Origin of the sequence: Romboutsia faecis, from assembly GCF_014323405.1 — a bacterium.
GTDB lineage: Bacteria > Bacillota > Clostridia > Peptostreptococcales > Peptostreptococcaceae > Romboutsia_E > Romboutsia_E faecis.
In genome coordinates, this window is the sequence record NZ_JACRWE010000002.1 from 70,792 (window position 1) to 92,845 (window position 22,054).

Sequence of the window (22,054 nt, forward strand, 5' to 3'; positions counted from 1 at the left end):
TTTATGTGAAAATATGGGGGACAGGGTAAAATGAAACACTTAAAAAAAATTGTAATAGGCTTACTAATACTATTAGTATCAATTCCTCTTATAGGATTTGGAGCTTTATATTATAAGCTAAATTCTATGTATGATAAAGAAGAAGCAAATCAAATTGAAAAAGTTGAAGAGGCAGATGGTATAACTAATATACTTTTAGTAGGTGTTGATGGAGAAAATGTAGATAGAGGAAATAGATCTGATTCTATGATAGTACTTACTATAGATAGCAACAACAATGATATAAGACTTACTTCACTTGCGAGAGATACTTACGTAGATATTCCAGGATATAGTACAGAAAAATTAACACATGCATATGCATATAATGGACCAAGCTTATTATTAGAGACTATAAAAAATAATTTTGGAATAAATATTGATAAATATGTATCAGTTAGCTTTAGCTCATTTATTAGTATTATTAATGAAATAGGTGGAGTTCAAATAGATGTAACAGATAAAGAAGTTAGTGAAATACCAGGAGTAAATAAATCAGGAAGTCAAGTCCTTACTGGAGAACAAGCATTGTCATATAGTAGAATAAGATATATAGATAGTGCTTATCAAAGAGATAGTAGACAAAGAACAGTTTTACAAGCAGTTTACAATAAATTATCAACTATACCTAAATCAGAATTTTTAGATATAGCTAATACTTTATTAAGATATATGAAAACTAATATGACACCTATGGAGATTATAAGTATTTCAAATCAAGCATTAAAAACTAGTGATAAAAAATTTGATGAATTAGAGTTTCCATTAGAAGGTCACAGAACAGGCCACACAATAAATAGTGAAAAAGGATGGGTTATTGAGTGGGAAAAAGAATATAATAAAAATGCGATTTATAAATACATATTTGATTATACAAACTATATAAAAGAATACCAATAAACTTATACAGCAGCCTCATAAATTAGAGGCTGTTATTTTTATATATAAATGAATTATAACTGTTGTGAAATTTGTAGAAAAATTAGTAAAAACATAAAAAAACTTAAAAAAATAAAGCAAAATTTAAAAAAAAGTATTTTTTTGGAGTGTGAAAGTTGTAATATTATACTAAGTAATTATTGCACATTATACTAAATATGTATAAAATTTAAGTATAGAAATTAATTAAAATAATTACTAATAATCGAATGATAAGTAATTAGACTATAGTATTATTGATCTATTAATATAATATAATATAAGAAACTGTGATATATATCCTGTAATTTGGGCATCTCGGATATATTAAGTTAGTGATGCAACCGGCTATATTTGTGTAAAATAAACTTTTACAAATATAGCCTTTTTTATTTCTACTACTAAAGTATAGCTAACCTATACGTAATATGTATAAAAATTATCATTAAGTATAGTCTATACTTAAACTAAATAACTATTATATATAGGAAATTAGAGTGATTTAATATAATAAAAATAAAACTTATAATTTATTTATAGAGAAGGATAGGGGGATCTTGGGAGATGGAGGAGTATTTATGAGAGGAATTATAATTTCAGAATCGCTTGTAATAAGGAAGGGAGTTGCTGAAATTTTATCTAATGAAGAGTGTATAGATTTTTTAGATGAAGGATATATGTGTAGAGATATACATAACGGGGATTATGATTTAGTAATATTTGATTTAAATAAAAATACAAGACAATACATGGATTGTATAAAAGAAGTAAAAGAAAATAGCAATGCAAAAGTTATGGTATTAGATTTTTATGAAGATACAAGATTATTTTCAAAATGTATGAAATTAGGAATAGATAGCTATATATTAGCAAATATAGAAGGTGAAGGAATAAAATATGCAGCAAGACTATTATCTAAAGGAAAAAAATACTTCGATTCAGACCTAGTAGAAAATTATATGAGAAAAGATAGTCTTGAAGAAATAAAAGAACTTACAAGAAGAGAAAAAGAAATATTAATATGTATATCTAAAGGAAAAACTAATCATGAAATAGCTAGTGATTTGTGCATAACAGAACATACAGTTAAAAAACATACAAGCAATATATTTGAAAAATTAAAATTAAGAGATAGAACTCACGCAGCATTATATGTACATGAAAAAGGAATAATATAAAAATACAGAATAGTTACTATAGGTATTTATATGTACTAATTTTTTACATATAATAAGAAAATTAACTTTTGACAGTATAAAAAAATTATGATAATATAAGTTCATCAATTGAATTAAGTAAGTCAGATGATCGCGGGTAGCATTTTGCTACGTGAGGAAAGTCGGAGCTCCATAGAGCAAGGGTGCTAGGTAACGCCTAGTGGGAGTGATCCTAAGGACAGTGCAACAGAAAATAACCGCCAACTTGTTTGGTAAGGATGAAAAGGTGAGGTAAGAGCTCACCGTTGGCTAGGTGACTAGCCAAGCCGTGTAAACCCCACCCGGAGCAAGTCCAAGATAGGATTAAAGGGTATTGCTCGTACCCTCCGGTAGGTAGGACGCTTGAGCCTATTGGTGACAATAGGCCTAGAAAGATGATCATCTAATACAGAACTCCGCTTATAGATTTGCTCAATTTAATGATGTACACTAGCTTTTGCTGGTGTTTTTTTTATACAAAATTGAATTAAAATAGAATATATGCTATATTATATTTATAATTATAATATTGAAATAATCAGTTTTAGAAATTTAGAAATTAGAAATAATATCTAAATTTTATTTTGTTTATATGAAAATTCACAGTGAAAATATTTTGAATTAGCAGAATTTAAAAATACGGAGGAGTATAAAATGACAGTAAAAAAAGCTATAATACCGGCAGCTGGATTAGGAACAAGATTTTTACCAGCTACAAAATCTCAACCAAAGGAGATGCTTCCAATAGTTGATAAACCAACATTACAATATATAATAGAGGAAGCTATAGAGTCAGGTATTGAAGAAATATTAATAATAACTGGTAGAAATAAAAAATCTATAGAAGATCACTTTGATAAGTCGGTAGAACTAGAGCTAGAACTAGAGCAAAAAGGTAAAAAAGAAATGTTAGAAATGGTAAGGGATATATCTAACATGGTTAATATACATTATATAAGACAAAAAGAACCAAAAGGACTTGGACATGCTATACATTGTGCAAAAAGTTTTATAGGAAATGAACCATTTGCTGTATTATTAGGAGACGATATAGTTGATGCAGATACTCCTTGTTTAAAGCAATTAATAAACGCTTATGATGAATATAAAACAACAATATTAGGAGTTCAAGAAGTAGCAAAAGAAGACACAGATAAATATGGGATACTAGATGTAAAACATATAGAAGATAGAGTATACAAAGTAAAAGATATGGTTGAAAAGCCTTCTGTAGAAAGTGCACCATCAAATATAGCAATACTAGGAAGATATATAATAAATCCATCTATATTTGAAATATTAGAAAATCAAGAACCAGGTAAGGGTGGAGAAATACAATTAACTGATGCTTTAAAAACTTTATCTACTCAAGAAGCAATATATGCATATAACTTCGAAGGAAGAAGATATGATGTAGGAGATAAATTTGGATTCTTAGAAGCAACAATAGATTTTGCTTTAAAAAGAGATGGATTAAAAGATGATCTATTAAATTACATGAAAGAAATAGTAGAAAAAGAAGGAAAGTAAATTTATTTATCTATAATAATACTGGGGGAAATATTATAGATATCAAATAAAGTTATAATCATAAATGAACTAAAAATTAATACTGGGAAAAAGGGGATAGAGTATGAAAATCTTAGTAACTGGGGGAGCAGGATATATAGGAAGCCATACGACAATAGAACTTTTAGACGCAAATTATGAAGTAATAATAGTAGATAATTTTAGCAATAGTAGGCCTATAGTAATAGATAGGATTAAGGAGATATCAGGAAAAGAAGTAAAATTTTATGAAATTGACTTAACTGATAAAGAAAGCTTAGAACTTGTATTTAAAGAAAATAAAATTGATGCTGTAATACACTTTGCAGCATTAAAAGCTGTGGGTGAATCAGTAAAGAAACCATTAGAGTATTATAATAATAATATAGTAAGTACGTTAGTATTATTTGACTTAATGAAGAAGTACAATGTAAGGAAATTTGTATTTAGTTCTTCTGCAACAGTATATGGAAATCCTGAAAAATGTCCAATACTAGAAGACTCAGCTTTATCAGCAACTAACCCATATGGAAGAACGAAACTTATGATAGAAGACGTTTTAAGAGATATTTGTTTTGCAGATAAAACTATAGATGTAGCAATATTAAGATACTTTAATCCAATTGGTGCTCATAAAAGCGGGTTAATAGGAGAAGAACCAAATGGGATACCAAATAACATAATGCCTTATATAACAAAGGTAGCTGTTGGTCAACTTCCATATATTAATGTATTTGGAGATGATTATGATACATTAGATGGTACAGGTATAAGAGATTATATACATGTACTAGACTTAGCTGAGGGACATGTTAAAGCATTAGAAAAATTAAATGAACATCCAGGACTAGTTACATATAATCTAGGAACTGGAAATGGATACAGTGTACTTCAATTAATAAATGCATTTTCAAATGCAAGTAAAAGAAAAATACCATATATAATATCTGATAGAAGGCCGGGGGATGTAGCAAAATGTTACGCAGACTCAAGTAAGGCTGAAAAAGAATTAGGATGGAAAGCCAAATATGGAATAGATGAAATGTGTCAAGATTCTTGGAGATGGCAAAGTCAAAATCCTAATGGATATAGTGAATATATATGTGAATATAACGGATAAAATAAAATAAATATTTTAAAATAAAGATATAGCAAAGTTAAAATGTTATATCTTTATTTTTTAGAGGAGGAGAACATTGGAATACTTACACATAATGCTTTTATCAATGATTCCAGTTACAGAACTAAGAGGAGCGATACCAATAGGAATAGCAATGGATTTAAACCCAATAGGTGTATATATAGCAAGTGTAGTGGGATCAACACTAGTATCAATTCCACTAGTATTAACATTTAGACATATAATGCAATTTTTAAAAGAAAAAGGTTTGTTTTTGAAACTATTAAATAAAATAGACAGAAAAATACATTCTGGAATGAAAAGAATGAAACAAGTATCTATATTCGGAATAATACTATTTGTAGGAATACCACTACCAACAACAGGAACATGGACAGCATCAGCAATAGCATCAATCCTAAAAATGAGAATAAAAGATGCCTTTATAGGAGTACTAATAGGAAACATGATGGCAGGAATAATAATGTCACTACTATCACTTCATATAATATAATATTTTTATTTATATAAAATCGCAGTTCACAATTTTAGATAGTTGTATCCAAAGGCAAAAAGGGGGTGGAAAATGCAATATCACCCCCTTTGCCAAAATAACAACTACCCCAAATTATCTTTGAACAAGATCTCCGTATTGAGGTGTTCCAAGAGCAAATCCACCAGAAACCTCTAATATATCTCCAGTTATATAAGACGATTCGTCAGAAGCATAGAATAACACAGCATTAGCTATATCTTCAGGAGTTCCCATTCTATTTAAAGGAACATGTCTTAAGAATGATTTTCTAAACTCATCAGGCATATTAGTAAGAGCAGCCTTAGTAGCTGTAAGTCCTGGTAATACAGCATTACATCTTACATTATCATGTGCATATTGAAGAGCTATATTTTGTGTTAAAGAGTTTATTGCAGCCTTTGTAACACAGTAACCCATTCTTGATAAATCAGGTATAACAGAACCTATAGAAGATATATTTACTATACTTCCACCACCATTTTTTATCATGTGAGGAACAACTCTTTTACAAGGTAAGTAAACACTTTGTAAATTATCTTGTACTATATTGAAGAAAGCATCTGTATCTCCATCAACTAAGTTCTTATCTAGTTGCACATTAGTTCCACCATAGTTATTTACTAAAATATCTAATCTTCCCTCATTTTCAATAACTGTATCTATCATAGAATTGTAAGTTTCAACTTCTCTTGCGTTGAAATATACAAACTTAGCTTTTCCGCCTTCACTTTCTATTTCAGCTATAACTTCATTAGCTAATTCTTCATTTCTTGCAGCTATATAAACTAATGCTCCATTTTTTGCAAGAGCCTTAGCAGAAGCTAATCCTATTCCCTTTGTTGATGATGTAATTAAAGCTATTTTATCTTTTACTCTCATATTGTTCTCCTTTTAATTAATATATTTTTTCCCTATTTACTACTTTTTGTATATTATTCATATTGTAAATCATAACAACAATTTTTTCTATAATTGTAGAAAATTAGACAATCTTTTTATGATTTGATGGATTAATAAGAAATAAAACAATATAATATCTGTGGATGTATTAAAAAGATATTTATTCTAAAAAAACAACCAAAATATGCTATAATATACAGTATATTGAAAATTATAACAAATTTAGAGTTTTGTTAATTTATTTAAAAAAGTTAGCAAAATGTATAGTAATTGAGGGGGACTATATGAAGATACGTAGTATTATTAGTTTGGCTGTAATGTCTTTAATTATATTTCAAACTAATACAATAAAGGCATCAGCTTTTACATTTAAAGATGAAAAATATGAAACATATAAGTCAAAGAATGCAAAGCAAATAAATATTTCTGATGATGAGTACATACCACCAGAAGTTAAGCTTGACATAACTGAAGAATCAAATATTGATTATTTAAAGAAAAAGACAATTTTAAAGTATGAAGTTGCTATGGCAAATTCTAATGGAGAATATACTTATGTAAAAGGATTTAATAGTTTAGATAAAGCTATTGATGAAGTAAATAGTATAAAAAATAGTAAGTCTACAAATGAAGAAATACCTGTAATAATAGATGAAAATGGTATTGTTGTATATGCAACCGAATCTATAGGTAGGTTAACAAGGCTAGTAGATGGAGTTGCATCTTCAAGTAGAAGTTATAATGTAAATGTTTATCCAACATCTACTTCAAAAAATGAAATAACATATGTAAATCATGGATATATGGATGATATGCCTATAATTGATCAAACAAGTAATAGGGTTAAGGTTGAAATCAATGGAGTTATAGGATGGATTGATAAGCAAGAAAAACAAGTTATAGATAAAAAAGAAAGAACAGTAACAAATGTAGTACAAGTTCCATTAAATCAAGCAAAAAATTTAAGCTACTATAAAAGAAGCGGAAATGATTTAATACATTATATGAGTAGTAATATAGTAGGCACTGGAGGTTATTCTTCAGTAATTGGAAAAGCACCATCATTTATGAAAGATGGAGCTAAGTACTATAGTTATGATGGAAACTATTTTTATAGCAGTATAGAAAAACTTTTAAGTGATGCAGAAAAAGGAAATCACAATAATTCAGTAAATCCTAACGATATTTATTATAACTACTATTTATATTTACCTGGTAGAACTAAAACGTCTTACACAGCAAATGATATAAATAAGTATTTAAATAATAACACATCATCAAACAGTATACTTAGAAATAAGGGAGCTGAATTTATACAAGCTCAAGAAAAATATGGTGTAAATGCTAGTTTTATGATAGGTATAGCTATGAATGAGTCTGGTAAAGGTACTTCATCTATTGCACTATCAAAAAACAATATATTTGGATTAAATGCAGTAGATGCTTCACCAGGACAAAGCGCAAACTACTTTAAAACAGTGGCGGATTGTATAAATGAATTCGGATCACATTGGATGTCTAAAGGATACTTTAATCCATCTGACTGGAGATATGAAGGTTCTTCATTAGGTAACAAAGGATTTGGTGTGAATGTAAGGTATGCATCAGACCCATATTGGGGGGAAAAGGCATCTTCATATATGTATGCGATGGATAAATATATAAGTGGATCTTCATTATCTGAACATAATAAATATAGTTTAGGTATATACACAACATCTTCTTCAGTAAAAGATGGCAAAGGAAATGAAATGTATAAGTCTAGTATAGATACCGTAGTACCTATATTATCAACATCTGGTTCAAACTATAAAATAAATGGAGACAGACAGGTATCTGCAAAACCTACAACAGGAAATTATAGTTGGACAAATGAAATGCAAGTTTCAACTAGTTCAGTTAAAAAAATAAATAGTTCTTATAGTGGGGCATTGAACCAAAAACAAATCAGTGCTATAAATAAATTTGAACAGTTTTACATATATGGGTCTTATACTAATCCTACTATAGATTTATCAAAAAGTAGTAGTAAGATAACAACGAAATCACAAGCTAATGATATATTAGCTAAGACTACTGATGGTAAAAAGAGAGATAGACAAATATTTTTAGATGAATGGAACAAGCTGAGTAGTAGTGAAAAGTCTAATTCTCAAATGCAAAAAATATACAAAGAGTATAATCAGATAATAAATGTTACTGAAGCAGCTAAGGAAATGCTTACATATTATGAATACATAAAATCTAATGCAAATAGTATAAAACAAAACAGAGTAAAAGCAATAGAATTATATAATAGAGATAATATGAGCTCTGGTAGAAGAGGGATATGTGTAAAGGAATACAATGAAGCTACTAAGTATGGTGAAAATTCTAAGAATTCTGAAAGGATGAATTATATAAATCAGAAATATCATGATAGTCTTAATTTCTTAGAAAGTGTTGAATTATTATTTGCTAATAAGACAAATGAATCAATGACAGAAGCTAAGAAAATTGTAGACTCTACTCTTAAAAACCTTGCTATAGATAATATAAATAAATTCACTAAAAAATATAACTACAATCAAAGGGAAGTTATAAATAGATTCGAGGAGTTTTATATGTACGGACCGCTAGAGGCCCCATCTATAAATTTATTAGATTCAAATCAGTATATTAAAACATCTTCACAAGCTAAAAATATATTAGCCAAGACCATAGATGGAAAAAAGAGAGATAGGCAGAAGTTCTTAGATGCTTGGAACAAGCTGAGTAGTAGTGAAAAGTCTAATTCTGATATGCAAAAAATATACAAAGAGTACAACAAGATAATAAATGTTACTGAAGCAGCTAAGGAGATGCTTACATATTATGAATACATAAAATCTAATGAAAATAGTATAAAACAAAACAGAGTAAAAGCAATAGAATTATATAATAGAGATAATATGAGTTCTGGTAGAAGGGGAATATGTGTAAAGGAATACAATGAAGCTACTAAATATGGTGAAAATTCCAAAAACTCTAAAAGGATGAATTATATAAATCAGAAATATCATGATAGTCTTAATTTCTTAGAAAGTGTAGAACTTTTAATCGGAAATAAGGTTGATAATGCCAATACTGAAGCTAAAAAAATCAAAGATAGTAATCTTAGTAAAACTGCACTAGAAAATATAAAATCGTATTCAAACAAATATACATATAACCAAAGACAAGTAATCAATAAGTTTGAAGAGTTTTATATATACGGCCCTTTATCAGTTCCTGGAATAGATTTATCTAATAAGAATCAAGCGATAAAAACATCATCTCAAGCTATAAATATATTAAGGACAAAGGTATCGGGAACTATTTATGATAGACAAAGATTCTTAGATGCATGGAATAAACTGTCATCAAATGAGAAGAAGCATAAAGATATGGTTAAAATAAACGATGAGTATAAAAAGATTATAAGTATAACGGAATCAGCTAGAGAAAATCTGAAATTCTATGAAAATGTAAAAAAAGATGCTAAAAGTCTAGTTAAAAATTATTCTTTAGCTAAAAGCTTGAATAGTACATCTAACACTAAATCTGGAGCTAGAGGAAGTGCATCTAAGGCTTATACTAAAGCTAAGGAATACGGAGAGCATAGTAAAAACTCTACAAGGATGAAATATATGTATGAGAAGTATGCAGATACAGTTAGTTTTTTAGATGGTGTAGCTTATTTACAGAAAAAAGATTTTACTAATGCAAAATCAAAGCTTAATAAGATAAAAGACTCTACACTAAAAAAAGTTTTAAGTGATCGTATAAAGCAGCTTCAATAAATATGGCATATTAAAGAGAAATCCAAATGTACAAAGTTCATTTGGGTTTCTTTTTAGTTTATATGATCTAATAAGTTTTGTTAATTATACTTATTTAAAATATATAAAATAATAGACAAATATATACAAAGTACTATAAAAATGATATACTTTTTAAGTTATATTAAACGAAAAATGAATTAAAATGTAAAAAGGTTCTTAAAATTTATTATTATTTAGTTTTTCAAAGATAAAAATAGGACAAACTAAAATAAACGAAAAGTAGAAGGATGATTATGGGAAAATTAGAATTAATTATAGCCAAAATGCTTGTTACGATTTTAAATGTAATTACACTTTATCTAAAACCTCGACGTAATAAAATTACTTATATTTCTTATAGGTCTAATAACATTACAACAGAAATAAAGCTGATTAGTGATGAAATTCATAAAATTGAGCCAAATACAAAAGAAGTATTTTTAATGTTGAAGTATAAAAATACTTTGCTTGATAAATTTAGATATGTAATAGAGATTATAAAACAAGTTTATCATGTCAAAACATCTAAGGTAGTTATAATAGATGGTAATAACTTTGTAATCTCAAATATAAATAAAAAAGATACTAGAGTAGTTCAAATATGGCATGCATGCGGTGCAATTAAAAAGTTTGGAAAAGATTTTGAAAGAAAGTATGAAATAAAAAATTATGATTTCGTAATAACTTGTAGTTCAAGCTCTAAGGCAATATTATCAAGTGCATTTGATGTAAAAGAAGATCAAGTTGTACCACTTGGTTATTCGAAGACAGATTTATTATTTGATAAACATATCATGAATAAATATAAAAGTAAAATGTATAAAAAATATCCGTTTTTAAAGGGGAAAAAGGTAGTTCTATATGCTCCAACATTTAGAGGAGAAGCTGTATATGATAAACAGATGCTTAAGGTTGATGTAGAAAATATATCAAAGTCATTAGGTGATGAGTATATATTATTATGTAAATATCATCCGATTATAAATAGTACTAAAGATTATAGTGAAATAGAAAATCTTTATAATGTATCAGATGAATCATTATACAAGCTATTTGCTGTGACAGATATTTTAATATCAGATTTCTCAGCGATAATATATGATTTCTCAATTTTAGAAAAACCTATCATACTATATACTCCAGATTTAGAACATTATAAACAAAATAGAGGATTGTATGTTGACTATGAAGAGTTTGCACCTGGAAAAATAACATATAGTGAGGAAGAACTTATTAATACAATACTTAATAATAATGTAGATGTAGAAAAAGTTAAAGCATTAAAAAATAATTTCTTTGATTACAAAGATGGAAAATCTACAAGTAGAATAGCAAAATTTGTAGTTGAGTTATTAAAAAGATAATAGGATTAAAATAATTATCATGATGATTTAAATAAATATAAACAAACTTTATCAAAGTAAATGAAAGGAACGTATACAGTGTCAAAATTTAAAAATACATTAAAAAATTCTAACCTAATATATATACACAGGACAGAGAATATTATAGAACTTAAATTTGATATAGAATTAGATGAAAATGTAGATGATTTTATTAAGGGGTTATACCTTATCGTAAAAAGAAGAACTGATAATGTGGCTAATAAATTTCAACTAGATTTAGAAACTAAAAATTATAAAAAAGCTACATTGTTAGCTAAAATAGATATACAAGCTTTTATTCAATTTATAGAAGGTTCAAGATGTGATCTTTATATAGCCAACGATGCACACAAATCTTTAGATAGAGTTTCTAGTATGGATATAGATCTTTCAGATGCTGTCTATTATGATAAAAACTCAAAGCAATATATAAGATTCTATACCACAGAAAGAGGAAATGCTTCTATTTTTATAGACCGTAATGAAAAGATTACGAATATAAAGACTATTGAACTTAGTGAATCAGGATTATTGAATATAAATGGATATATAAATCTTGATAGATTATCGATAAATTATACTGATGATTTTAAAATTTATTGTAAGGTTAAGTATAAAGAGTATACTTCTAATATAAATTGCTTAACTCTACATTTTAATAAAAATGATGAATGTACTCATGAATTTAATATAAATCTTGATTTGAAACAATTAAATTTAGATGAATATTTAGATGTTATAAATTTAGTTATAGGATACTGTGATGGAGATATAGAGAAGGAAACACCACTCTATACTAAAAGTAAAACAAGTGTAACAATGACCATTAAAGATGAAGGAAGAAAATGGCTTGCTGTTTTTAAGTCTGAAAATAATCAGGGGAAATTAAGAGTAAATGTTAGTGATATAAGTCATGAGATAGAAATCAGTGAAGTATATGTAGATGTAGATTCAATGACATTAAAATTAAATGAAGAAGATACTCATAATAGTTCTTTAATTCCAAAAGGCGATATAGATGTATTATTTAGAAATCGTACATTAAAAGAACAATATAATGTAGTATCGTCATTTACAGGAACAGAAATTGTAATACCACTAAATAACTTTTTAAAACTTAAAGGAATTGAGTTTGGTATTTATGATATATATATAGTTCATAATGGGATGGAGTATCGATTTGCATCAAGATTAGATGAAATCGAAAATAAAAAGGAAATTATGATTTTTCCGAGATGTTTGCAATACGATGTAAAAAATCAAGCTGCGGTAATTGAGCCTTATTATACATTAATTAATAATTTAGCACTTGAAATAAGAAGATACTTAGAAATAAAAAAAGTAGATAGTGTTGATATTATAGATGGAAATATAAGAATAAAAGGTTCGATGTATGTAAGAAATGCTGTTGATAAGACAGTGCCAAATGAAATGATTGGAAAGATAATACTAAAAGGGGATTATGGTAGAATATATGAACTTGAAAGTAAATGGAGTATTAAATTAAAAAAGAATGCTTTAGTTCAGCATGACTTCGAAGCTATTATTGAAAAATCTCAATTTAAAGATATAACACTTGGAAATATTTTATCAAACTTATCAGGAGCTTTAAGTGAATGTGAAATTACAAGTTACCTTAGCGGAATAAAGTTCTCTATAAATATAAATCCATTAGCAATAAGAACAACAATGGAAGATAAGTTTAAGAAATATAAAGTGTTTAAAACGATAATAGAAAGGATAAAGCTTCCTCTTTATAATTTCATAAATAGAGTATTTCCAAAAAATAAAAAGATGGTATTATTCCAAAGTTATTATGGAAAAAGCTATTCTTGTAACCCAAGAGCAATATATGAAGAATTACTTGAATCTAATGCAGATTTCAAATATGTATGGGTTCAAAATGATATATACAAAGAATTACCAGGTAAACCTATAATGGTAAGGCCAAGAAGTTTAGCGTATTACTACTATATGGCTAGATCTAATTATTTTGTAAATAATGCTAACTTCCCAGACTTTTTTGAAAAGAGACCTGGTGTTGTAAACTTACAAACTTGGCATGGTACCCCTTTAAAAAGATTAGGTTTCGATGTAAGTGAAGATTCATTAGCATATAAAGAAAATACATCGGAAGAACTTATGGCGAGAATACGTAAATGGGATATGTTAGTTGTACCAAATGCATATACGGGGGAAATTTTATCCAGAGCTTATAAGTATGAAAATACAGTTTTGGAAACAGGTTACCCTAGAAATGATGTTTTTTATAAAGACAATGTAGACACAAAGAGGCAAGAGCTTAGAAGGAAGTTGAATATACCGAAAGGAAAAAAAGTAATACTATACGCACCTACATGGAGAGAAAATGAAAGTAGAAACTCGACTTATAATACTCCATTTAATATAGATACGTTTGCATCTGAATTTGGTAATGAATATGTGCTACTTTTAAGACTACATTATTTTGATGCGAGTAGAGTAGATAGTGGAAACTACGGCGATTTAGTTAGAAATGTATCGTTCTATGATGATATATCTGATTTATATTTAATATCAGATATATTAATAACTGATTATTCATCGGTTATGTTTGACTTTGCAAATTCAAATAAACCAATATTATTCTATACTTACGATTTAGATTCATATAAAAATGATCTAAGAGGACTTTATTTTGACTTTGAAAATAAAGCACCTGGTCCAGTTATAGTAGAAGAAAAACAATTATTTGAAAGTATTAGAAAGATAGAAGATATTAGATTAGATTACGCTACAAAATATAAAGAGTTTAGAGAAACATTCTGTTCGCTAGAAGATGGAGGGGCATCAAAACGAGTAGTGAATTCAGTATTTAATTTAAAAAGAAAATAATTTGAGGTGTAGTAATGAAAATTTATTTTTTAATATTCGACATATATGGGTTAGGTGGGACAGTGAGAACAGTACTAAATGTAGCAAACTACCTAGCTGAAAATGGCTATGACATTGAAATAATAAGTGTTTTTAAATTTAATAAAGAAGCATCGTTTTATATAGATCCGAGAATAAAGATAAAAGTCTTAGTAGATAGAAAGAAAAGCAATGGTAGTGGTATAACAGGAAAGATTAAATCAGATTTAAGGAAAATTAGGAGTTTTGTTATACATCCGGATGATGAAGCATATAGTTTCTTTAGTCTATTTTCTGATATAAAGATGATTAGATATTTGAAGACTATAAAAAAGGGGATTTTAATAACTACAAGACCGAGTTTTAATATACTAGCGACCAAGTATATTAATAAAAATGTTACGTTAATAGGTCAGGAACACTTAAATATAACTATATATCCAGCAAGAATGAAGAATTCAATAATAAAATCATATGGAAAGTTAGATTACTTGGCAACGCTTACAGATGCAGATACAAAAGACTATGAAGATTTATTGAATAATCAAAAAGTATCCGTAATTAAATTGACAAATTCTGTACCAAGGCTAGAGCATGTGAAATCTAATTTAGAAAATAAAGTAATTATAGCAGCGGGGAGATTAGTTAATCAAAAAGGTTTTGATCTATTAATAGACGCATTTGAAATAGTTAAAGAAAGATATCCTGATTGGAAGGTTAAGATATTTGGAAAAGGTAGAGATAAGAGGGACTTAACGCTTAGAATTATTGAAAAAGGCTTATATAATCATGTACTACTTATGGGGCCTACAAATGATATTGAACTAGAGTTAGAAAACGCATCTATATTTGCTCTAAGTTCTAGATATGAAGGGTTTGGAATGGTAATCGTAGAAGCAATGCAATGTGGCGTTCCAGTGGTAAGTTTTGATTGTCCTAGAGGACCAGGCGAGATAATAACTCATGGAGAAGATGGAATATTAGTTGAGGATGGAAATATAAATGAGTTTGCTAAAGAACTAATGAATCTAATGGGCAATTATGAGAAACGAAAAGAATTAGGTAATAATGCTATTGATAGTGTAAAGAAATACGAGATAGATGTTATAGGTAATGAGTGGATTAAGTTATTTGAAAAAATAAAATCTAATAAATAATAATTTTATATATGGAAAAAGGTGAGCTACAATAGAGTTCACCTTTTTTGTATAATATGTGAGCGAAAATTAAAAACTATTATACCAGATCATAATAATATATGAAATAAAGATTGAGTAAAAGATGTTTGCGAATAAAGTCAGAATATGATATTTCTTGAAAATAAAACTTTTATAAGTGTAATCTTTTTGATATAATATATTGATGTATGAACGTAGAATTAGTATGGGGAAGGAGATAAACCTAATGAAAAGTGCAATTCTAAAGTTACTAAAAAAGCACCCTAAAGTTTTTAAGTTTGTAAAACGTAGCATAACAAAAGTCAAAAGGTTTGCATTTAAACACTTTAGGCAACTAGTACCCGTAGACGATAAGATGGTTATATTTGATTCTTTTTTAGGTAAAGGATACTCTTGTAACCCTAGAGCTATATATGAAGAAATGTTGAGTCAAGAAAAGTTTAATGATTGGAAATTTATATGGGTAATGAGAAAGCCATCATCGTTACAGCTAGATAGAGGAGAAGTAGTAAGATACAATAGTTTAAAACATTTCTACTATTTAGCTAAATCAAAATACTGGATATTTAACTCAAAAACACCATCATATATGTATAAGAAAAGTAACCAGATATATCTTCAAACATGGCATGGTACACCTTTAAAAAAGTTGGCCAGAGATATAGAAATAGGAGAAAATGCAACCTTCTATAGAACTCAGATGTCTAAAGATGATATGGTGAAAACTTATGATCAAGATGTTGAAAAATATAACTATCTAATATCTCCAAATGAGTATTCAACAGATAAGTTTATTTCAGCATTTGGTGTAGGAAGAGATAAGATAATTGAAACAGGATATCCAAGAAATGACATTCTTACAAACTATGATAAGGAGCTTGTTGAAAGTATAAAAGATAACTTAGGAATAGACAAATCTAAGAAAGTTATATTATATGCTCCAACATGGAGAGATAATATATATGATGTTAAAGGATATTCATTTACGCCTAAGGTTGACTTTAAGAAGTGGAGAGAAGTATTAGGTGATGATTATTTCGTTATATATAAACCACACTATTTAATAGTAAATAATATAGATCAAGAAGGATTAGAGGACTTTGTATACTTCTCAAAGGCGACAGATAGTATAAATGAATTGTACTTAGTAAGTGATTTACTTATAACAGATTACTCAAGTGTATTTTTTGACTATTCTATTTTAAGAAGACCAATGTTATTTTACATGTTTGACTTAGATGACTATGATGAAAATATAAGAGGATTCTATATAGATATAAATGATTTACCAGGTCCAATAATTCAAGATGAGGACGTATTATTAAGCAATATTAAAGATTTAGATACTGTAGTAAATGATTACAAAATAAAATATGAAAGATTTACAAGGCAAATATGCTCTTTAGAAGATGGACACGCATCAGAACGGGTTGTAGATTTAGTATTTGAATAAAATAAAACTATATAGATTTAGGAGTAAAGATCATGAAAAAAGTTTTAACATACGGAACATTTGATTTATTACATTACGGACATTTAAATATTCTAAAAAAATGTAAGCAATTAGGAGATTACTTAGTTGTAGCATTATCTTCAGATGAATTTAATGAAATAAAAGGCAAAAAGTCTGTCATGAGTTTTGAAGAAAGAAAAGAAATTTTAGAAAATATTAAATATGTTGATGAGGTTATAAGAGAAGATCATTGGGATCAAAAAATCGATGATGTAAAGAAACATGACATTGACATATTTGTTATGGGAGATGATTGGAAGGGTAAATTTGACTTTTTAAAGGATTACTGTGAAGTTATATATCTTCCTAGAACTAAGTCAATATCAACAACTTTATTAAAGCAAATAATAAATAAAGATGAAGAAAAAATAAAACTATAATATATAAATACGTTTAATTAAAAGGGTGTCTTAATTAAGATATCCTTTTTAATTAATTGAGAATAGTCATTAAATATTAAAGATATAATATTTAATGATATATCAAATTAACAAATTTTGTTTTATATATAATATTTAGGTAAATTTTGATTGGAGTGAATTAGTTTGAATAAAGTAAGTGTATTAGGTGCAGGAAGCTGGGGATCGGCATTAGCATTAGTATTAGCTAAAAATGGATTTGATGTTTCTATGTGGACGTTGAATGAAGAGCAATGTAATTATATAAATAAAAATAGAGAAAATATAGAATACCTTCCAGGGGTTCATATACCTGAAAATATTACTACAACGGTAAACCTAGAAGAAGCTGTAGTTGGAAGTGAAATAATAGTACTAGCAGTTCCGTCCCAAGCTATTAGAATGGTTTGCCAGCAAATTAAACCTTTTATAACTGATGATCAGATATTAGTTGATGTTGCGAAAGGTTTAGAGAGTAATACCGGACTTAGATTATCTGATGTATGTAAAGAAGAGCTATATAATAATAAATATGTTGCACTTTCAGGTCCATCTCATGCAGAAGAAGTATCAAAAGAAATACCAACTACAGTAGTTGTATCATCACATGATATGAATGCAGCAGAGAAGGTTCAAGATGCATTTATGAATTCAAACTTTAGAGTTTATATTAACCAAGATATTATAGGTGTTGAATTGGGTGGAGCTCTTAAGAATATAATAGCGTTTGGAGCTGGTATCTGTGATGGCCTAGGGTACGGAGATAATGCAAAGGCAGCATTAATGACTAGAGGTATTAGAGAAATATCTAGATTAGGTGTTGCTATGGGAGCAGAAGAAAGTACTTTTTCAGGGCTAACAGGTATAGGAGATTTAATTGTGACATGTACAAGTATGCATAGTAGAAATAGAAGAGCTGGTATATTAATCGGACAAGGAAAAAGCCTAGAAGAAACATTGGAAGAGGTAAAAATGGTTGTTGAAGGTATAACAGCTACAAAGGTTGCTTATGAAGTATCTAAGAAATTAAATATAGATATGCCAATAACATCTGCAATTTATTCTGTATTATATGATAATAGTAATCCTAATGAGGTAGTAGCAGAGTTAATGATGAGAAAAAAAGTACATGAAATGGAAGATATCAGTAGGTAAATTATTAAAAAATTTATTTCTCAATTCCTACTATTAATTACAAAAGAAATTGGATTTTGTAGGAATTGAGATTATGTATTTATGATTAGATTATAGTTATAAACTTAAAAATTGGAAATACTAAGATAACAAAAAATAATTTTAAACCATACTGTAATTTTAGATACTAAGTATATATTATATTTTGACACTAATACTTAAATTTAATTTTAAATATATTAAAATCGTGTTATACTAAATTAGTTATATAAATAATAATGATATAGATGGCAGGGGGGATTTGTAGGTTATCAAAGCTTGATATAATTAAGTTTATGTAAAGCATTATAAATTAAAATATAAGATACTAATAAAATGTAATATTTAAATTATGAATATTTTTTAGTAATTAAATAAAATTGTTCAACAATACAGAATTAAAGGTGATAAAATATGTTAATGAATATATTAAGAGAAAATGTGACTAATATTAGACAAACATTATTACTAGCAAAGGCAGATTTAATTAAATATTATAAAGGTGCGGCACTTGGATACTTATGGGCTTTTGTAAAGCCAATGGTAACTATAGCTGTTTATTTATTTGCTTTTCAAGTTGGTATAAGAAAAGGCGCTCCAATGGATGGATTTCCATTTGCTCTATGGTTAATAGCAGGTATGCTTCCGTGGTTCTTTATAAGTGATGCAATAGTTGCGGGAACGATGTCTATAAGATCATATAGACAGTTTGTAACAAAAATGAAGTTTCCTATATCGACTATACCCAGTTTTGTATTATTATCAAAACTATATATTCAACTTGGGATGATTGTAGCCATAGCATTGATATTTGTGTCATATGGTTTTTACCCTGATATATATTATTTACAATTATTATATTATGTACCGACTATGCTTATATTCTTTATAATATTGTCGTGGACATTTGGTTCACTTGCTGTTATAAGTAGAGATTTTGAAAATTTAGTAAAGTCTTCTATGCAGGCATTATTATGGATGACCCCTATATTATGGAACATAGACAATGTATCTTCTCCAACTCTTAAGTTTATATTAAAACTAAATCCTATAAATTATTTTGTAGAAGGGTATAGAGATATATTTTTATATAAAAAATGGTTCTTTGAAGGAAGATATAGTATATATATATGGTTACTTATAATTGTATTAGCTATAATAGGATCAATTGTTTACAAAAAACTACACAAAGAATTTGCAGATGTTTTATAAGAGGATGATGATATGGAATATTCAATAAAAATAAATAGTGTAACTAAGGAGTATAAGTTATATAAAAACGACAAAGATAGATTTAAGGACTTATTTTTTGGTAAGAGATATAAACCATATAAGGCATTAGATAAACTGGATATAGCATTACCAAAAGGAGAAGTTATAGGAATTTTAGGGAAAAATGGATCGGGTAAATCGACCCTATTGAAAATGGTAACAGGAGTTACGTTTCCTACAGAAGGAAATATTGAAGTAGATGGAAATGTATCTGCTCTTTTAGAGTTAACAGCGGGATTTAATGGTGACTTGACTGGTAGAGAAAATATATATCTAAAAGGATATGGGTTAGGTTTTACAAGAGATTACATTGATTCTAAAATTGATGATATAATCGATTTTGCAGAAATTGGAGAGTATATAGATCAACCTGTTAGAATGTATTCTAGTGGTATGAAGTCTAGGTTAGGATTTGCGATATCTATAAATATAGATCCTGATATATTAGTTGTAGATGAGGTACTTGCAGTAGGTGACGAAATATTTAGAAAAAAATGTATGGATAAAATGAATGAATTTAAAAAGTCTGGTAAAACTATTCTATTTGTTTCACATTCTATAAATCAAATAAAATCATTCTGTACAAAGGGACTGTGGCTTCATAAGGGAAAAATGTTATTTTATGATAATATTGAAACAGTATCTAGATTATATGAACAATATTTAAAAGGAGCAAAAGTTGAAGATATACTAAAAGATCCTGAAAAATATTATAATATAGTAGAATTACAGCAAAATCTTAGAAATATAGAAATAAATGATGGTAAGTTTATTTTTAAAGGTGACATAGAGATAGATAGAGATTATGATATAGATATTAAATATATTGAATTAAAAAGTGATAGCAATGAATTGAAAATTTACCCACAAAAACAAGATTATATTAAGAAAAGAAAAAAATCTTATCATATAGAAATTAATCCTAATGAGATAGAAAAAGGAAGCTATAAAATATACATTTATATTGATGTTAGAAATAAAGAATATAAAAGACAAATTTGGTATGTAAGCAAAACTGGTAAATATATTGATGCATCTACGAATTTAAGTATAGATGTAAAAGGAAATCGACTTACTCTTAATAAAGAATAAAAACTAATATTAAGAATTTATAACATTCATTGTGAATTTTAATATATTATATATTTAAAAATAAATTCTTACAAAGACACTATTATATACAAGCAATATATATAATCTTATTTGCTAATAATACTAAATATAGTGTGAAGTTAATATGAAGATATAATTTCACACTTTAAATTTATATGTATTTCTAGTATAATATATTTATTATTAACAAATTAATAACAAAATATAATGTAAATTAAATTTTTAAATATAATGTTAAAGTTTGATAATTAAAAATTTATTAATACTAGGAGGGAATGTGTTGGATGCACAACATATAGAGATGGAAAAGACTTATATAAGCAAAAAGACACGTGATAATAAAGATATATATCCTAAAATAAAAAGATATATTGATATAATACTAGCTATTATATTCTCTATATTAGTAAGTCCACTAGTGATATTTATTGCAATTGCTATAAAATTGGAGTCTAAAGGGCCTATAATATTTAAGCAGACAAGATCTGGAAAAGACGGTAAACCATTTGAAATATATAAGTTCAGAACGATGAAAGAAGGAACTCCTAATGTTCCTACAAATCAGATTAATAAAAGTGGGTGTGAAATTACAAAAGTAGGGAAATTCCTTAGAAAAAGTAGTTTAGACGAAATACCACAGTTAATTAATATCTTAAAAAAAGATATGACATTTATAGGTCCAAGACCTGTTATAGTTTCTGAAACTAAATTAATAAACTTAAGAAAAGAAAAAGGTGTTGATTCGTTATATCCAGGTATAAGTGGATGGGCACAAGTAAATGGAAGAGATGAAATTGACATTTATGAAAAAGTTAAATATGATTATGAATATTTACAAAATATAAGTTTAAAATTTGACTTGAAAATTGCTTTTATTACTGGATTAAAGGTTTTAAAATCAGAAGGAATAAGAGACTAAAAGATAATATAAAATAAAGAACATCTATTATTTGTAAGAAAATAATGGATGTTTTTTTATACATATTTATAAATGCAGATAATTTTACAAAAAATTACAAGTGATAATGTGGTAATATAGGAATAATTATGGTA

General features: G+C 27.4%; 16 protein-coding genes, 1 other RNA gene and 1 riboswitch. Of the genes, 16 read left to right on the forward strand and 1 reads right to left on the reverse strand.

The genetic code is table 11. The annotated features are described in order from the left end of the window. Positions 1 to 30: 30 nt before the first annotated feature. The 6 genes from H8923_RS03705 to H8923_RS03730 all read left to right on the forward strand — a co-directional run bounded on the left by H8923_RS03705 (position 31) and on the right by H8923_RS03730 (position 5,335). Positions 31 to 939, forward strand: coding sequence for an LCP family protein (locus H8923_RS03705; protein WP_153923759.1), 909 nt, complete (start codon positions 31 to 33; stop codon positions 937 to 939). Positions 940 to 1,231: 292 nt separating this feature from the next. Further along, positions 1,232 to 1,316: riboswitch (cyclic di-GMP riboswitch) on the forward strand. A 219-nt stretch (positions 1,317 to 1,535) separates the two neighbouring features. Further along, on the forward strand, positions 1,536 to 2,135 hold the full coding sequence (locus tag H8923_RS03710) for a response regulator transcription factor (RefSeq protein WP_153923761.1): 600 nt from the start codon (positions 1,536 to 1,538) through the stop codon (positions 2,133 to 2,135). Positions 2,136 to 2,249: 114 nt separating this feature from the next. Continuing rightward, an RNA gene (gene rnpB, locus H8923_RS03715) (RNase P RNA component class A) lies at positions 2,250 to 2,592 on the forward strand. 215 nt (positions 2,593 to 2,807) lie between these two features. After that, positions 2,808 to 3,683 carry a UTP--glucose-1-phosphate uridylyltransferase GalU gene (gene galU / locus H8923_RS03720; RefSeq protein ID WP_153923763.1) on the forward strand — a complete coding sequence of 292 codons (876 nt, stop codon included), beginning with the start codon at positions 2,808 to 2,810 and terminating at the stop codon, positions 3,681 to 3,683. A 103-nt stretch (positions 3,684 to 3,786) separates the two neighbouring features. Further along, positions 3,787 to 4,821: a UDP-glucose 4-epimerase GalE gene (gene galE / locus H8923_RS03725; protein WP_153923765.1), complete on the forward strand. Its 1,035-nt coding sequence runs from the start codon at positions 3,787 to 3,789 to the stop codon at positions 4,819 to 4,821. Between the two features lie 76 nt (positions 4,822 to 4,897). Then, positions 4,898 to 5,335 carry a COG2426 family protein gene (locus H8923_RS03730; protein WP_153923767.1) on the forward strand — a complete coding sequence of 146 codons (438 nt, stop codon included), beginning with the start codon at positions 4,898 to 4,900 and terminating at the stop codon, positions 5,333 to 5,335. A 114-nt stretch (positions 5,336 to 5,449) separates the two neighbouring features. On the opposite strand, the gene hdhA is transcribed toward H8923_RS03730, so the two are convergent. After that, positions 5,450 to 6,235: a 7alpha-hydroxysteroid dehydrogenase gene (gene hdhA / locus H8923_RS03735; RefSeq protein WP_153923769.1), complete on the reverse strand. Its 786-nt coding sequence runs from the start codon at positions 6,233 to 6,235 to the stop codon at positions 5,450 to 5,452. A gap of 305 nt (positions 6,236 to 6,540) precedes the next feature. On the opposite strand from hdhA, the gene H8923_RS03740 reads away from it, so the two are divergent. The 10 genes from H8923_RS03740 (at position 6,541) to H8923_RS03785 (ending at position 21,920) form a co-directional block, all read left to right on the forward strand. Continuing rightward, positions 6,541 to 10,056, forward strand: coding sequence for a glucosaminidase domain-containing protein (locus H8923_RS03740; protein ID WP_153923771.1), 3,516 nt, complete (start codon positions 6,541 to 6,543; stop codon positions 10,054 to 10,056). A 275-nt stretch (positions 10,057 to 10,331) separates the two neighbouring features. Further along, positions 10,332 to 11,441 carry a CDP-glycerol glycerophosphotransferase family protein gene (locus H8923_RS03745; RefSeq protein ID WP_172976670.1) on the forward strand — a complete coding sequence of 370 codons (1,110 nt, stop codon included), beginning with the start codon at positions 10,332 to 10,334 and terminating at the stop codon, positions 11,439 to 11,441. 78 nt (positions 11,442 to 11,519) lie between these two features. Continuing rightward, complete coding sequence (locus H8923_RS17595) at positions 11,520 to 14,336, forward strand: CDP-glycerol glycerophosphotransferase family protein (protein ID WP_172976671.1); 2,817 nt, start codon at positions 11,520 to 11,522, stop codon at positions 14,334 to 14,336. Positions 14,337 to 14,398: 62 nt separating this feature from the next. Next, complete coding sequence (locus tag H8923_RS17600; protein WP_207707747.1) at positions 14,399 to 15,511, forward strand: glycosyltransferase family 4 protein; 1,113 nt, start codon at positions 14,399 to 14,401, stop codon at positions 15,509 to 15,511. 247 nt (positions 15,512 to 15,758) lie between these two features. Beyond that, a complete protein-coding gene (locus H8923_RS03760; RefSeq protein ID WP_153923779.1) occupies positions 15,759 to 16,985 on the forward strand; it encodes a CDP-glycerol glycerophosphotransferase family protein in 1,227 nt (408 codons plus the stop codon). Between the two features lie 32 nt (positions 16,986 to 17,017). Then, positions 17,018 to 17,425, forward strand: a complete 408-nt coding sequence (gene tagD / locus H8923_RS03765; protein WP_153923781.1) for a glycerol-3-phosphate cytidylyltransferase — start codon at positions 17,018 to 17,020, stop codon at positions 17,423 to 17,425. Positions 17,426 to 17,590: 165 nt separating this feature from the next. Beyond that, on the forward strand, positions 17,591 to 18,598 hold the full coding sequence (locus tag H8923_RS03770) for an NAD(P)H-dependent glycerol-3-phosphate dehydrogenase (RefSeq protein ID WP_153923783.1): 1,008 nt from the start codon (positions 17,591 to 17,593) through the stop codon (positions 18,596 to 18,598). Between the two features lie 432 nt (positions 18,599 to 19,030). Further along, the gene (locus H8923_RS03775) at positions 19,031 to 19,828 is read left to right on the forward strand and encodes an ABC transporter permease (RefSeq protein WP_153923785.1); all 798 of its coding nucleotides are present in this window, start codon (positions 19,031 to 19,033) and stop codon (positions 19,826 to 19,828) included. Between the two features lie 12 nt (positions 19,829 to 19,840). Next, on the forward strand, positions 19,841 to 20,980 hold the full coding sequence (locus H8923_RS03780) for an ABC transporter ATP-binding protein (RefSeq protein WP_153923787.1): 1,140 nt from the start codon (positions 19,841 to 19,843) through the stop codon (positions 20,978 to 20,980). Between the two features lie 301 nt (positions 20,981 to 21,281). Continuing rightward, positions 21,282 to 21,920: a sugar transferase gene (locus tag H8923_RS03785; RefSeq protein WP_243139865.1), complete on the forward strand. Its 639-nt coding sequence runs from the start codon at positions 21,282 to 21,284 to the stop codon at positions 21,918 to 21,920. Positions 21,921 to 22,054: the final 134 nt, after the last annotated feature.

Bases quoted from the DNA above. Each gene is read 5' to 3' on its own strand.
- H8923_RS03705 (WP_153923759.1), top strand. From the start codon at position 31: ATGAAACACTTAAAAAAAATTGTAATAGGCTTACTAATACTATTAGTA.
- H8923_RS03710 (WP_153923761.1), top strand. From the start codon at position 1,536: ATGAGAGGAATTATAATTTCAGAATCGCTTGTAATAAGGAAGGGAGTT.
- galU (WP_153923763.1), top strand. From the start codon at position 2,808: ATGACAGTAAAAAAAGCTATAATACCGGCAGCTGGATTAGGAACAAGA.
- galE (WP_153923765.1), top strand. From the start codon at position 3,787: ATGAAAATCTTAGTAACTGGGGGAGCAGGATATATAGGAAGCCATACG.
- hdhA (WP_153923769.1), bottom strand. From the start codon at position 6,235: ATGAGAGTAAAAGATAAAATAGCTTTAATTACATCATCAACAAAGGGA.
- H8923_RS03740 (WP_153923771.1), top strand. From the start codon at position 6,541: ATGAAGATACGTAGTATTATTAGTTTGGCTGTAATGTCTTTAATTATA.
- H8923_RS03745 (WP_172976670.1), top strand. From the start codon at position 10,332: ATGGGAAAATTAGAATTAATTATAGCCAAAATGCTTGTTACGATTTTA.
- H8923_RS03760 (WP_153923779.1), top strand. From the start codon at position 15,759: ATGAAAAGTGCAATTCTAAAGTTACTAAAAAAGCACCCTAAAGTTTTT.
- tagD (WP_153923781.1), top strand. From the start codon at position 17,018: ATGAAAAAAGTTTTAACATACGGAACATTTGATTTATTACATTACGGA.
- H8923_RS03775 (WP_153923785.1), top strand. From the start codon at position 19,031: ATGTTAATGAATATATTAAGAGAAAATGTGACTAATATTAGACAAACA.
- H8923_RS03780 (WP_153923787.1), top strand. From the start codon at position 19,841: ATGGAATATTCAATAAAAATAAATAGTGTAACTAAGGAGTATAAGTTA.